11 protein-coding genes are annotated in these 14,237 nt (G+C 70.6%); all 11 read right to left on the bottom strand.

The features are described 5' to 3' along the window. Positions 1-41: 41 nt before the first annotated feature. The gene (locus tag ACFPYL_RS16400; RefSeq protein ID WP_379156453.1) at positions 42-1,607 is read right to left on the bottom strand and encodes an Ig-like domain repeat protein; all 1,566 of its coding nucleotides are present in this window, start codon (positions 1,605-1,607) and stop codon (positions 42-44) included. A gap of 150 nt (positions 1,608-1,757) precedes the next feature. Next, complete coding sequence (locus tag ACFPYL_RS16395) at positions 1,758-2,750, bottom strand: sortase (RefSeq protein ID WP_379156450.1); 993 nt, start codon at positions 2,748-2,750, stop codon at positions 1,758-1,760. Continuing rightward, positions 2,747-5,362, bottom strand: a complete 2,616-nt coding sequence (locus ACFPYL_RS16390; protein ID WP_379156447.1) for a hypothetical protein — start codon at positions 5,360-5,362, stop codon at positions 2,747-2,749. The genes ACFPYL_RS16395 and ACFPYL_RS16390 overlap by 4 nt, the downstream gene beginning before the upstream one ends. Beyond that, a complete protein-coding gene (locus ACFPYL_RS16385; protein ID WP_379156444.1) occupies positions 5,359-7,002 on the bottom strand; it encodes a substrate-binding domain-containing protein in 1,644 nt (547 codons plus the stop codon). Before ACFPYL_RS16385 ends, ACFPYL_RS16390 begins: the two co-directional genes overlap by 4 nt. Beyond that, complete coding sequence (gene pstA / locus ACFPYL_RS16380; protein ID WP_379156441.1) at positions 6,999-8,213, bottom strand: phosphate ABC transporter permease PstA; 1,215 nt, start codon at positions 8,211-8,213, stop codon at positions 6,999-7,001. The genes ACFPYL_RS16385 and pstA overlap by 4 nt, the downstream gene beginning before the upstream one ends. Beyond that, positions 8,213-9,226 (bottom strand): phosphate ABC transporter permease subunit PstC, encoded by a 1,014-nt coding sequence (gene pstC, locus ACFPYL_RS16375; RefSeq protein WP_379156438.1) that lies wholly within the window; start codon positions 9,224-9,226, stop codon positions 8,213-8,215. The genes pstA and pstC overlap by 1 nt, the downstream gene beginning before the upstream one ends. A 241-nt stretch (positions 9,227-9,467) precedes the next feature. Further along, the gene (locus ACFPYL_RS16370; RefSeq protein ID WP_379156435.1) at positions 9,468-9,866 is read right to left on the bottom strand and encodes a VOC family protein; all 399 of its coding nucleotides are present in this window, start codon (positions 9,864-9,866) and stop codon (positions 9,468-9,470) included. Between the two features lie 39 nt (positions 9,867-9,905). Then, positions 9,906-10,709 (bottom strand): phosphate ABC transporter ATP-binding protein, encoded by an 804-nt coding sequence (locus ACFPYL_RS16365; RefSeq protein WP_379156871.1) that lies wholly within the window; start codon positions 10,707-10,709, stop codon positions 9,906-9,908. A gap of 41 nt (positions 10,710-10,750) precedes the next feature. Next, complete coding sequence (locus tag ACFPYL_RS16360) at positions 10,751-12,196, bottom strand: Ig-like domain repeat protein (protein ID WP_379156432.1); 1,446 nt, start codon at positions 12,194-12,196, stop codon at positions 10,751-10,753. A gap of 41 nt (positions 12,197-12,237) precedes the next feature. Beyond that, positions 12,238-12,879: a hypothetical protein gene (locus ACFPYL_RS16355; RefSeq protein ID WP_379156429.1), complete on the bottom strand. Its 642-nt coding sequence runs from the start codon at positions 12,877-12,879 to the stop codon at positions 12,238-12,240. Positions 12,880-12,958: 79 nt separating this feature from the next. Then, a complete protein-coding gene (locus ACFPYL_RS16350) occupies positions 12,959-14,161 on the bottom strand; it encodes a substrate-binding domain-containing protein (RefSeq protein WP_379156427.1) in 1,203 nt (400 codons plus the stop codon). Positions 14,162-14,237 lie beyond the last annotated feature (76 nt).

The raw sequence follows: 14,237 nt of genomic DNA, 5'->3' as shown, positions 1-14,237 counted from the left end.
TGGGCCGGCACCGGGTCGTGCGTGAGCGGGTGCTCAGGAGGTCACTTGACGACCTTGACCGTGAAGGTCTTCGTGCCCGCCAGGTGCGTCGCGTCGCCCGCGTAGGCGATGGTCAGCTTGTAGGCGCCCTTCTTCAGCTTGGCCAGGGCGACCTTGGCCTTGCCACCCTTGAGGGCGACGGTCTTGAGGACCTTCTTGCCCAGCTTGACCGACACCTTGCCGGTCGCGCCCTTCACGGACACGACACCGCTGACGGTGGCGGTCTTCGCCTTCTTCTTCAGCTTCACCTTGGCCGGGAAGGACTCGGCGATGACCGACTTCACCTTCGGAGCCTTGACCACGAGGGTCGAGGTCTTCTCGGCGCCCAGGAAGTTCGACGCACCCGGGGTGTAGACGGCCTTGACGGAGTGGCTGCCGGCGGCCAGCTTGATCGGCGAGGACACCGCGCGGCCCGAGACGATCGGGACGTCGGCGGCGAGCTCGGTGCCGTTCTCGCTGAAGGTGACGGTGCCGACCGCGGTCGGGTCCGAGGTGAGGGTGGCGGTCAGGTTGTAGCCGGCCGACGTGCCCGCACCCGTGACCGCGACGGTCGGGGTGGTGACGGTGTTGATGGTGTAGTTGCTGCTCGCGGCGTTGAGGACCTTGCCGCAGTCGCCGTTGAGGGCGGAGGTGGCGAGCTGGTCGAAGCCGGCCGACTTGATGATGTCGTGCGCAGCGGCGGAGCAGACGAAGCCGTCCTCACCGAAGAACGCCTGGATGTCGGCCCGGGAGGCCTCGTCCGCGCGGACCACGTTGTAGAGGTTGCGCTTGAAGGCGACCTCGTCGCCGGCGACGGCCTTCACGGCACCGTTCGTGAGAGCCGCACGGCCCTTGGAGAACGGCACGATCGCGTTGGGCTTCAGGGTGAACAGGCCCGGGTCGTGCTCCTGGACGCGCGTCCCGTCGGCGTTCGAGTCGTCGGTGTGGTCCTTGACGCAGGCGCCGTAGGTCAGGTCGTTCGACGGCAGCACGCCGGACTTCTTGAAGAAGTCCTCGGTGCCGGAGCCGGACTTGGGGATGAAGGGCTCGATCGGCTGGCTCGGGTAGGCAGCGTTCACGTCGTGCCAGTTGGTCAGCGTGCAGGTCTTGTAGATCGCCTTCAGCTGGTCGAGCGTCAGGGTCGGGTTGAACGACGCGACCGGGCTGGTGCCCGAGACGGCGACCACGACGGTGTCGAGCGCGAACGGGATCACCCGCATGCCGTCGGTGAAGTTCTGGGCCGACGGCGAGCTCGAGGAGCGCGCGAAGTCGACGTTCGAGACCCGGGTGGCCCCGAAGAGGGTGTTGCGGCCCGGGCCCGAGCCCGACGGCCGCGGCACGTCGGCGCCGCCCTGGTCCAGCACGAGCGGTGCCGGCAGGGTGCCGCCACCGAGTGCCGAGAAGCTGGCCACGTCGAACGTCTGGCCGTAGTCGGTGCGCGCGCCGCCGTTCCAGGCGTCCGCCAGCAGCTTGAGCGCGTGCTGCGAGGTGTCGGAGCCGACGCCGACGAGGTCGGTCGACGTGATCGTGGTGGTCTTGCTGTCGTCGGCGTCCGGGGCGTAGGCCGCCATGGCCGGGGCAGCAGTCATGACGAGCGCGGAACCGGCGACCGCGGCAGCGATGGCTACCGCGAGTGGCTTGCGTGCTGACATCTGAGGTTTCACTTCCTGTGATGTGGAGCTGTGGATCCTGCAGTTGGGTCGTACTGCTCGCCGCCCCGAGACGGCGATGTCGAAGCGTCAGATCAGGTTGGGCAAGAGCCGCATCACCACATCCGTGGTCACCCAGGACAACGCGATCACCAGGGGGGTTGCGACCACCCAGACGAGCGCCGTCGACCATCGCTGACGAGCGGCGATGACCCCCAGGGTCACCGCCAGGAGCAGGGCCAGGCAGAGCGCCAGCAGCGGAAGTGCGCTGCTGTCCCCCTCCATGGACTGCTCGGACTGAGGCACTGCCGGGGCCCGGCCGGACGGTGCGGGGAACCCCTTCTTGGCGTCGGCGTCGACGTACACGACCGACTCAGGGGCGAGGGCGCCGAGGCGGCCGCTGCCCTCGGCGGTGACGAGGGTGAGGCGAGCCCCGCCCTCGGCGACCGGCTGGGGCAGCGGGTCACCTGCACGCCGGACGTCGTTGACCCGGAAGACCTTGCGGCCCTGGCCCATCGCGACCACGACCTTGTCGCCCAGCGCCAGCTCGGTCAGGTCGGCGAACGGGGCGCCGTACGTCGCGGCGCGACCGTAGACGACCGAGCTGCCGACCTGGCCCGGGAGGGCCGTGTCGCGGCGGTGCCCGGGACCGACCAGCAGGTCACCCGAGGCGGTGCCCTCGACGACCACCTGCTCGAGCCCGATGCTCGGGATGGTGATCACGGCGACCGGGTCGCCGACCGGGACGACCGGACCGAGCGGTGCGGTGGCGCCGCCCATCTCGTGACGGAACTGGTCGTAGAGGAGGTCCTGGGCGCGGTTCTGCGACACCGACGACAGGAAGAGCATCTGCACGGCGGCCCACAGGCACACGATCGCGACCATCGTGAACGCCGACGACAGGACCGCCGCGGTGTTGTCGGCCGGGCCCGGCGGCGCCGTGGGTGCCGGCGGCCGCGGTCGCATCCTCCTGGGCAGCGGCCTACGACGCTGCTGCGCCGGACGCTTGGGCCTGCTCGGACGGCGCGATCGCTGCCCGGGCTCGGCGCCCTCGCTCGTGGTCTGGTCCATGGTCGTCGTCATCGACGTCCCCGCAGGAAGGGTGCGCCCACCCGGATCAGGGCGGTGGCCGCGCAGCCGACGGCGCCGATCAGGATCAGCGCCGGCAGCAGGCCGCCGGCCAGGTCGGAGCCGACCGCCTGGGTGGCCGGCATCGGCGTCGCCGCCGGCGGTGCCGACGGCACGGCCGACGGGCTCGCGGACGCGGACGGGACGGTGTCGGACGGCACCGCGGGAGGCGGTGTCACGGACCCGTCCGACCCGCCTCCGGGCGGCGTCGTCGAGCCTCCCGTCGGCTTCGCGGTCGGCTCCTTCTGCGCCTCGACGGCGGTCGCGACCTCCTGGGCGGAGGCGTAGTACGGCGCCGTCACGCCCTTCGCCGTGATCGGCAGGAAGCCGCCGGGGAGCTCGCCGTTGCCGGAGCCCTGCTCCTGGCCCTCGGTCGTCGAGACGCGGATGAACTGCGCGACCTTGTCGGCGTCCTCCTGCTCGAGGTTCTGGAGCCGCGCCGCCGTGTAGACGACCATCGTGCCCGGGTAGGCCGTCGTCGACTTCCGGACCTTGTCCTGGTCGATCACGAGCGGGCCGTACTTCTTCTTCTGGGTGCCGAGCTTCAGTGCTGCGGCCAGGGACCGGTCGGTGGCTCCGACGTAGTGGCCGGGCTTGGTCTCGAGCGCGGCCGTGCGCAGCCCGTAGCGGGCGGCGTCACCGAGGCTCACCACGCCCAGCAGGAAGCGGCTGCCGTAGGGCTGCCGGTCGATCCGACCGAGCTTGAACGTCGGCGGGTCGGTGCTGATGTCGGTGTCGCAGCGGGTCTGCACGTTCGGCCAGCCGTCGAGCAGCGCGTCGGAGACCTTGCGCAGCGTGGACACCGGCGCCGCGAGGTTGTTGAGGTAGACCTGCGGGTTCGCCAGCTGGCACACGGTGCTGCCGGTCGGGACGAAGTCGTCGAGCAGCGGCCACTCGGCACGCGGCAGGCTGAGCTTCTTGTACGACGGGTTGACCTTCATGCCCCACGGGTCGGGCTTGCCGTTGATGAAGTCCATCGCGTCCTTGTCGGTCGCGATGTACGCCGTCAGCTGGTCGATGATGTCCGACGAGTTCGACAGCGAGAGCAGCGCGGCGCCCGCCTCGATCCCGGAGGTCGACAGGCCGGGGTTGAGCTTCTGGAACTCGGGGTCGGCCATGATCGCCCACGGGTTGTCGGCCATGCCCGGGTGCTGGGCGCCGAACGTGGAGCCCGTGTAGGAGAGCGTCAGCAGCTTGGCCAGCAGCCGCGGGTTGAGGCGGAGCCTGCCGTACTCACCGGTGTTGCCCGGCTTGTCGATCGTGTAGCCGATGGCGAAGCCGGTCGCGGCGGTCGGCGCATAACCGACCGGGTCGGCCCCCGCGGGGTGCTCGGACGACACCAGGGCCGCCGCACCGCCGCCAGAGGTCATCAGCTGCCACCCGGCGTCGTCGGGCATCTGGTTCAGCTGGAACTTGAACCGCTTCTTGTTCAGGCAGTACGCCGGCGACCACTGCAGCGCGGCCTGGCTGAGCAGCTCGGAGCCGTAGAAGCCGGTCGGGGCGCGGGAGTCGAGGATGTCGCAGACGTCCGGCGGCGGACCGAAGGTGATCGGGACCTCGAACCGGTTGCGCCAGTTGGACTCGGACCACCAGTAGACCGGCGAGACGGCGGCGTCGGGCGCACCCAGCAGGTTGGACGAGCCGGGCAGGAACTGGCCGGTCTTGCGGCAGGCCTTCTCGACCGGGGTGAGGTCCTGGTCGCGAGGCGCGGACGCCTGGTCGCAGCTGATGCCCGAGATCGGCACGACCACGATCGAGCAGTCGGTCTTCTGGTTGCAGCCGAGCGACTCGTTCTCGACGTCGGTGCGCACCTCGAACTGGACCGAGCCCTTGCCGTCGGCGTCGGAGAAAGCCGCGATCTCGGCGGGCGGGAATGCCGACTCCGTCGACGCCTCCGGCGGCATGTGGGCGGCGTCGCAGGCCGAGTAGACCTTGCCCTTGGCACTGATGAACGGCGTGAGGTGGGTCGCCAGCAGGCCGGACTGGTCGATGCCGGGACAGTCCTCGGTGCTCGGCATCGGGGTCATCCCGCCGACGAGCGCCTTGTCGTCGTCGCTGGCGTACTCGTCCTCGCGCCACACGGCCGACGACTGCGAGACGCCGACGAGGGAGCGCTGCCCGATGCTGGAGGTCCAGCACGTCTCAGGCGTGACGTCGTCGCCCTGGCCGCGGCACTGGAGCACCACGACCGGGTACTCCTGGTTCATGCCGTTGGCGCCGTACGGGTCGGCGGCGCGACCGGCGCTCTGTTGGGCGCCGGACCAGCTGACGTCGACGCGCTCGCGACCGCGCAGGTTCTGCGTGTGGTCGACGTTGACCGTCATCTTGTACGGCGCGGCCGTCAGCGGGTTGGTGAACGTCGTCACCGAGCCGTCGCTCTTCACGAACTCACGCGTGAACGTCTTCGTGCCCGTCCAGCCCTGGTCGGCGCCGGCGGCCCGGCCGACCCCCTCCGGGATCGGGGTGGTCATGGCCGAGGCCGGTGCTGCAGGGCCCGACAGTGCCAGGCCGGACGCCAGCGCGACCAGGGCCAGCCCGGCCAGCGCGGTACGACGGAGGCGGCTCATGGCCGGGCCCCCGTCTGGCCGCCGCGGCGCCGCCGCATCGACACGACGTACAGGCCGGGCAGCAGCACGAGCGCGAGCAGCTCGAGCACCGCCAGCCAGCCGAAGGTCCGCTGGTCGGACGTCCGGCCCGCGACCAGCTCGGTCGGGTTCGCGTAGATCGCGTCGCCGGTGGTCGTGGTGGTGGTGTCGCCGCCACCGGTGACCGCGCCGGTCTCCGGGTCGATGGACGGTGTCCCCCCGCCGGGCGCGTTGCCGGTCCCGCCGGTGTCCACCCCGCCGCCGCCCTGGGTGTTGCCCGTGCCGCCCGTCGCCCCGCCGTTGCCGGTGGTGTCGTCGTCGGTGCTGGGCTTGCCGGTGCCGGTCTCGGTGCCGCACGGGCCGGCGCCGGCCTTGTCGCAGGCCGCCGGCTGCGGGGCGGTCTCGGCGAGGACGTTCTTGTTGAGGTTCTTCCCGTCGAAGGTCGGGTTGTTGCACGAGCGCACGTCACGGTCCGTGAGGTCGACCTTCGGGTCCGCGGTCTTCAGCTTCGCGAGCTGCTGGAACCCGGCCTGCACCAGGTTGAGCGGCAGCGACGAGTAGCCGTAGGCGCCGGCCTTGGTCTGGCCCGAGCACAGCGAGTAGTACATGAAGTCCGCGAGCGTCTGCCGCTTGGCGGTGCTCATCCGCGGGTCCTGGGCCCCGGTCGGGATGATCATGTAGGAGTACGACGAGATCGGGTACGCGCGCGGGTCCGGGTTGCTGTAGACGCCGTCGAGGATCTGGGTCAGGTAGAGCTGGCTGTTCTTGTCCTGGTTGATCTTCGCCTTGGTCAGCGCGACCGCGGTGTTGTACTGCGTCGGCTCGACGAAGTAGCTGGCCTTGTTCTCGACCTTCACGACCGGGTAGTTCGCGTTGATCGGGTACGAGTACTCGACGTACCCGATCATCCCGTTGCCGGCGAAGCCCTTGATCGTGTTCATGACCTGGTCGGACCCCGCCTGGCTGACCATCCGGTCGCCCTTCTTGGGGTAGTACGACGTGAGCCCGGACTGGCCGAAGTAGGGCCGCCAGATGTTGGGGTACTGCTTGTCCATCCAGGTCGTGAACTGCGCCGTCGTGCCGGAGCCGTCGGAGCGGACCACCGGGATGATCGGCAACGAGGGGAACTTGCGGCCGTTGTTGTCCTTGGTGATCGCCGGGTCGTTCCAGTTGGTGATCTGGTTGGTGAAGATCTTCGCGAGCGTCTCCCCCGAGAGCCGCAGGTTGCGGACCAGGTCGTTGCCGATCTTGAGCTGGTAGGTGAACGCCGTACCGCCTGCGACGATCGGCAGGTAGGCGTACTCGCGCCCGTTGCTGGTGTCGGCCTGGCCGCGCTCGTCGGTGCCCTGGTAGGGGATCTCGGAGATCGCGAAGTCGGTGCTGTCCTGGGAGAAGTCCTTGCGGCCCTTGGTCGAGCCGCCGCCCGTGTAGACGACCTTCATGCCGTTGGCGTCGACGTCGGCGATCCACTGCTGGACGATCAGCTCGGACCAGGTGGACCCGGTGCCCTCGATCTGGGCGTAGACGGTGGCGTGGGCCGAGGTCGACGCGCCGACCAGGAAGGTCATCGCCAGGGCGACGGCCAGGACGGCGCGAGAGACGGCTCGGACGGGGCGGTTCACGGGTTCTCCTCCGGACGTGCAGGCGGGGCGACCGGACCCATCTCGACGAGCGGGTCGGCGATGACGAGGTCCACGGCGGGACGTCGACGAGTGGTCTTGGTGCGCTTGGGTCGCGCGATCAGGCGGGCCGTGACGAAGAGGATCATCACGACGGCGAGCAGCACGGTGGCCCCGGCGAAGGCGCGGGCGACCGCGTTCGGCTCGCCCGTGCGGACCAGCGAGTAGACGAAGAGCGGCAGCGAGTTCATGACGCCGTCGGTCGGGTTGACGACCATGAACTGCGCGTTGCCGGAGGTCAGCAGCACCGGGCTGGTCTCGCCGATGCCGCGGGCGATGCCGAGGATGCAGGCGGTCGCGAGACCGGGCCGCGCGGTCGGCAGCACGACGTGCCAGACGGTGCGCCACCTGCTCGCGCCGAGGGCGAGGCTCGCCTCGCGCAGGCCGCCCGGGACGACGCGGAGCACGACGTCGGACGCGCGGGCGATGATCGGCAGCATCATCACCGAGATCGCGAGGCCGGCGGCGAGGCCGGAGCGCGGGTAGCCGAGCGCCACGATGAAGACGGTGTAGATGAAGAGGCCGGCGACGATCGAGGGCAGCGCCGTCATCGCCTCGACGACCGTGCGCACGAGCCGGGCGAAGCGGCCGCCGACCTCGGTCATGAAGATCGCGGTGCCGATGCCGAGCGGCAGCGTGATCGCGACCGCGATGCCGACCTGGATCAGCGACCCGACGATCGCGTGCAGGACGCCGCCCTTGTCGAAGTCGTCCTTCGGGCCGACCCCCGACATGTCCTGGGTGAAGAAGTTGACGTGGGTGAGCGCGTGCCAGCCCTTGTAGGCCACGAACACGACCGCGCTGACGAGGACGGCGAGGACGACGGCGGCGCCGACGTTCATCACGGTCGCCGCCATCCGGTCGCGCGCCTCGACCGCGCCGCCGGTCATCGCACCGGTCACCGCGGTGACGAGCATCGTGCAGACGAACGACATCACCAGGAACCACGGCCATCCGTCGAGCGGCAGCAGGCGCTGGGTGATCAGCCAGGCCAGCGCGACGCCGGAGACGACGCTGCCGATGCGGACGAACTTCTCGTCGGCGGTGAGCCGGCCGAGGGACGCGCGGGGTACGGCGGGGGCCGCGTCCTCGTCGTACCGCGGCAGGAAGGTCTGACCGACGACAGCTGCGTCGGTCTCGGGTGCCAGTGTCATCAGGCGTCCGTCCCGGCGCCCGAGCGGCTTCTGTTGACGATCGTCGCGGCGATCGTGTTGACGACGAGGGTGATCAGGAAGAGCACGAAGCCCGCCGCGAGCAGGGCGGAGAGCTGGCTGGAGCTGGCGTCACCGAAGCGGCCGGCGATCAGTGCGGAGACGGTGTTGCCGCCGATCTCGAGGATGCGCGGCTTGACCTCGAACGACGGGGAGAGGATCAGCAGCACCGCGATCGTCTCGCCGAGCGCGCGGCCGAGGCCGAGCATCGCGCCGCCGATGATGCCGCCGCGGCCGAAGGGCAGCACGACGGAGCGGACCATGCCCCAGCGGGTGGCGCCCAGCGCGAGCGCCGCCTCCTTCTCGCCCTGCGGGGTCTGCGAGAACACCTGCCGCATCACCGCGCACGCCATCGGCAGCACCATCATCGCGACGGCGATGCCGGCCACGAACATGCTGAAGCTGTAGCGGGAGAGCATCGGGACCGCGGCGTTCGGGTCGGCGTCCTTCACCTCGAAGAACGGGATGAAGCCGAGGTTGCGGTCGAGCCACATCGCCAGGCCGGCCGCGTGCTCCATGATCAGGTAGGAGCCCCACAGGCCCCAGATGATCGAGGGCACCGCGGCCATCAGGTCGACCAGGGAGACGAGGACGGACCGGAGGCGGGCGGGCGCGTACTCGCTGATGTACAGGGCCGTGATCAGGGCGAGCGGGAAGGCGATCGACATCGCCACCATCGCCACCAGGACCGTGCCGGTGAGCACCGCCGCGATGCCGACGACGTCGGCCTCCGGCTGCCAGGCCGCCTCGGTGAAGAAGCCCAGGCCGTAGTGGCGCAGGGTCGGCAGCGCCTGCCAGCCGAGGAAGACACCGACGCCGCCGGTGATGACCAGCACGACCGAGCCGACGACCCGGATCGAGGAAACGAACACCTTGTCCGCGCCGGTGGCCTTGCGCGAGATCTTTCGCGGTCGGGCCTCGGCGGCGGACGCGTCCTGGATGGGGAGGGTCGTCACCTGGAACTTTCTGGCGAGGCGCTCCGGAGAGCGCGCGGGCAAACGCCAGAAGTGTCAGGAGATCACCGAAACGAACGGCCCTCCGACGGTGAACGAGAGGAGAACAGCAGCGGCTGCTTTCCCCAACTTCACCGGCCGCGCGTTTCCACGTAGTCCGAACGGATCATGCTGGGCCACCGGCGCGCACCCATCCGGGCCAGGGAACGCCGGGGACGGTCGTTCAACTGCCGTTCGACTGCGTCTACGCGTCCGCGGCGAGCTCGCCGGGCGAGCGCAGGATGCAGAACTCGTTGCCCTCCGGGTCAGCGAGCACGACCCAGCCGCTGCCCGGGCCGTACGTGCCGCGCAGGTCGTCGACGACGGTCGCACCGTGGGCGACCAGGGTCGCCAGCTCCTCGTCGCGCGACGCCGCGCGCGGTCGCAGGTCGAGGTGGAGCCGGTTCTTCACGGTCTTGTCGTCCGGGACCTCGATGAAGAGCAGCTGCTGCCCGGTCTCGGGGTCGCGGATCATGCACTCCTCGTGGCCCGGGAGGTTGGGGTCGCCGTCGATGTCGACGTAGCCGAGCACCGGCTTCCACCACTCGGAGAGCTCGTAGGCGTTGCGGCAGTCGACGGTCACGTGCGAGATGAAGGCGGTCATGGCGCCAGCCTCGCCCAGCCGTCGCGACGGCTCAAACCCTTATCCGAACCGCCCGTTGACGTAGTCGGCCGTGCGCTGGTCGATCGGGTCGTCGAACATCGCCTGCGTCTCGCCGTGCTCCACGATGACGCCGGGCGTGCCCTGTGCCGCCAGGAAGAACGCGCACCGGTCGGAGACCCGGCGCGCCTGCTGCATGTTGTGGGTGACGATGATGATCGTGACCTCGCGGGCGATCTCGGTGATCGTGTCCTCGACGACCCGGGTCGAGGTGGGGTCGAGCGCCGAGCAGGGCTCGTCCATCAGCAGCACCTCGGGCCGCACGGCCAGTGACCGCGCGATGCAGAGCCGCTGCTGCTGGCCGCCGGAGAGCGCCGAGCCCGGCTGCTTGAGGCGGTCCTTGACCTCGTCCCACAGGCCAGCACGCCGCAGGCTCTCCTCGACCAGCGCGTCGCGGTCCCCGCGCGACACCCGGGTGCCGGTCAGCTTGAGACCGGCGAGGACGTTGTCCTCGATCGACATCGCCGGGAACGGGTTGGGCTTCTGGAAGACCATGCCGATCGACTTGCGGGCGTCGGTCAGGCGACGTTCGGGGTGGTAGATGTCGACCCCGTCGAGCCGCACCTCCCCCGCGAGCGCCGCCCCCGGCACCAGCTCGTGCATCCGGTTCAGGATCCGCAGGAACGTCGACTTGCCGCAGCCCGACGGGCCGATCAGCGCGGTCACCTGGCCGGCCGGCATGTCGAGCGAGACCCGGTCGAGCACCTTGCGCCGACCGAACCACGCCGACACGGCGTCGGCCTCGAGACCGTGGGTCGTCGGTGGCGCCTGGTCTGCCGGCGCCACCGGGTCGATCACGATCGTCGGGTCGTCGGTCAGCGCGGCACTCACTTGACGACCTTCAGCTTCACCACGGCGGCCGTCGCTGCGGACACCAGCGCCGATCCGGCGTACGTCGCGTGGATCTTGTGGGTGCCCTTCTTCAGCTTCGGCAGCGTGATCACGACCTTGCCACCCTTGAGGGTGCCGGTGCCGATCTTCTTCTTGCCGTCGAAGACGGTGACCTTGCCTGCCGGGACGGTTCCGGTGGCCGTGGCCGTCACCGTGAGCTTGCCCTTCGCGCTCGCCTTGACCTTGGCCGGCGTCAGCTTGTTGGTCAGCTTGGCGGTGGCCTTCGCGACCGTGAGCGTGCCGGCGCTCGAGTCGGAGCCCGCGACGTCGGCGTTGCCGGCGTAGGTGGCCCGCACGGACTGGCTGCCCGGCTTGAGGGCGGTCGCCCCGAGCCTGATGGTGGCGGTGCCACCGCTCAGGGTCCCGGTGCCGACCGTCGCACCACCGGAGGTGATCGTGACGGTGCCGGTCGGCGTGCCAGCCGAGGCCGCGACGGCGACCTGGACGGAGGTCGCGGTCCCGTACCTGGCCGACGCGGGCCAGGTCGCGGTCGTCGTCGAGGTCGCCTTGGCGACGGTGACGTTGGCCGTGCCGGTCGACCCGGCGTACGTGTCGGTGTCGGTCGGCGTGAAGACCGCCGAGTAGGTGTGGGCACCGGCCTTGCTGACGACCGTGGTGGTCGAGGCCGTGCCGGACGCGACGGCCACCGGCGAGCCGAGGGCGGTGGCGCCGTCCTTGAACTGGACGCTGCCGGGCACACCCGCGCTGACCGTGGCGCTCAGCGTGGCCGTGTCGCCGACCTTCGGGCTGGTCGGGGCGACGACGAGGGACGTCGAGGTCGCCTCGCCGCCAGAACCCGCGACGTGCCAGGTGTTGCCGTCGACCACGATGTCGACCACGTCGTACGTCGAGGTGGCGCTCTGCCCCACTGCGGTGGTCCGCAGGCGGAGCTCGTAGACGCCCTGGTAGCCCGCCGTCGACGAGGTGTTGGGGTAGCCGGCGGCGTACTGCGGGATCGTCGTGTCCTCGCCGGACAGCGCGACGACCGGGAGGCCGGTGTCGATCGCGCTCGGCAGCGTCGCGGCGACGAAGTCGGTGCTGCCGGACAGCTGGAGGCCGGACCACGACCCGACGGGGGCGTTGCCGTCCTTAGGCGTGTAGGCGAAGAGCGTGGCGTACTTGTCGCCGCTGCGCAGCGCGGTCGAGCCCGCGACGAAGGCCGCGATCGGACCGTCGTCGAGGGTGCCCGAGGTGATCTCGGCACCGTTCGCGGCGTGGAGCGTGAGGACGCCGACGGCGTTGGGGTCCTTCAGCGCGCCGCTCTGCCACGGCGGCGGAGTGGCGGCGCCGGCGGGGCCGCCGACTGCCAGGACGAGGCTGGTGGTGGCAGCCACGGTGGCGGCCGTCAGGCCTGCCAGGACGGTGGTCGATCGCTTGGTCACGGTCTTCCTCTCGCGCGGAGCGGTTCGGGGGGAGCTGGAGTTCACGGCGTGGTGGTCGGGCAGGTCGAGGCGCCGGGGTCGACGGCCCGCCAGGTCGTCCCGTCGACGTGGAGGTCGACGGCGTCGTACTGCTGGCTCGAGACCTGCTGCCCGGGAGCGGCGAGGTAGAGCCGGAGCTGGACCCAGCCGTCGTAGGTGGCGGGGAAGCCACCCAGGAACTGCGACAGCGTGGTGTCGCCCTCGGCGAGGGTGACCCCCGGCGCCGCCGGGTCGTCGTACGACGTCGGGGCGGTGAGCTGGAGCCCGCTCCACTCCGACGGCGCCAGCCCCTCCCGGGGCTGGTAGGCGAACAGGGCGGCGGTCCGGCCCTCGGCGGCGTAGGTCTCCGCGGCGGCGGTCGCACCCACCACGGTCGCGGCGAGGATCGAGTCCTTCGTCGAGCCCTCGGTCAGCGCCGTGCCGTCCGCGCCGCAGAGCGTCAGCCGTCCCGTCGCTGCCGGGTCGGCGTACGGCGCCTCCGAGGGCGCCCGGGTCAGCCAGACCGCGAGAGCCACGGCCACCGCCACCACGGCCGCGACGAGCGCGATGGCGACACCTCGGCGCCCGATCCGCGACGACCGGGTGCGGGTCGGCGTCGGTTCGGCGTAGGCACGCTGCTGAGCCGAGTCGAGGGTGCTGCTCACGTCGGGTTCTCCTGTTCGGTGGTGGCGGTGGCCGGTCGAGACCGGCCGGACGGGGGTGCACCGTCCGGCCGGCCACGTCTCAGCCGGTCGTCGTGTTGGCCCAGTCCTTGTAGAGCGGGGTCAGCCCGATCGACTCGATGATCGCCTTGCCGGCCGCGCTCGCGACGAACGGCGGCGTGACGCCCGGGTCGGGGTCGTCCGGGTCGTAGTCCGCGTTGTAGAAGAGCGTCTCGACCCAGTTGAGCGTGCTGCCGGGCTGCCACGCGGTGGCGCTGGAGGCGTCGGACTCCCGGAAGACGATGTAGTAGGGGATGTCCGCGATGAAGTTCGAGGCACCGGTCTGCAGCTTGATGCCCGCGTTGGAGAGCGCCGCCGACGGGCTGTCGGAGTTGTAGACGGGCGCCGGGTCGTGGAAGTAGCCCGCGCCGAGCAGCTCGTAGCGGCCCTTCGGGAACGGCACGATCGCGTTCTTGCGCGTGGCGTCCGGGAGCGCGGTGATCGTGCTCGGGTCGTTCTGCTGGACCTTCTGGACCGCACCGCCGAGCGTGATCGCCGTGCCGCCGTTGGCCGCCTTGAGGGCGTTGAGGAAGATCGTCTGCACGCCGGCGCCGTCCTGCGGGAGCAGCGGGACGATCGTCTCGCCGGTGTGCGCACCCGGCGTCACCCCGGCGGCCACGTCACCCCAGGTGGTCCAGGTGCCGGAGTAGATCTTCACCAGGTCTGCGGTCGACAGGTCGGCCGGCGCGTTGGTCGTGGTCGCCGTCGCGATGTACTGCTTGTCGTCGGCGAACTGGATCGTGTGGAGCGGGTGGGTGGGGGTCGACTGCGCCGAGGTCGGCTTGTTCGGGCTGCGCACGAAGCTGATGCGGCCGCCGTTGGTGGGGTTGCCGTCGGCGACGAGGGCGTTGAGCCCGGCGCCACCACCGTTCGGCCGCTGCACCGGGGAGGTGCCGGCGCGCAGGACGATCGTCGGGTTGAGCTTGACCGAGGTGCCCAGCGCCGGGTCGGTGAACGAGTTGCGCCCGTTGCCGTCCGCGGTGGCGCTGAAGCTGATCAGGCGGTTCTTGTTGCCCGCGGCGTTGTAGCCGGGCAGGGACCCGCCGGACCAGGAGTAGCCGTCACCGAGGAAGTCGACGGAGTTCTGGATGATGTCGGAGCCCACGCCGACGACGTCGGTCGCGGTCGGCGCCGGGTCCGCCTGGGAGGGCATGGCCGCGGCCAGGGCGCCGGCCGAGACGACCCCCGCGACGGTGATGGCGACGGCTGTCCGTCTCTTCGACATGTGTGGAGCCTTTCCTGTGACGTGAGGGGCGGATCGGAATTTAGACCCTTTTTGTACTTACTTACTAGATTTTGAC

It is taken from the genome of Nocardioides hankookensis, assembly GCF_042658885.1.
In the GTDB taxonomy this organism is placed as follows: Bacteria; Actinomycetota; Actinomycetes; order Propionibacteriales; family Nocardioidaceae; genus Nocardioides; species Nocardioides hankookensis.
Note: the sequence above shows the minus strand (reverse complement) of the source record. Positions and strands in the feature narration are given on the sequence as shown.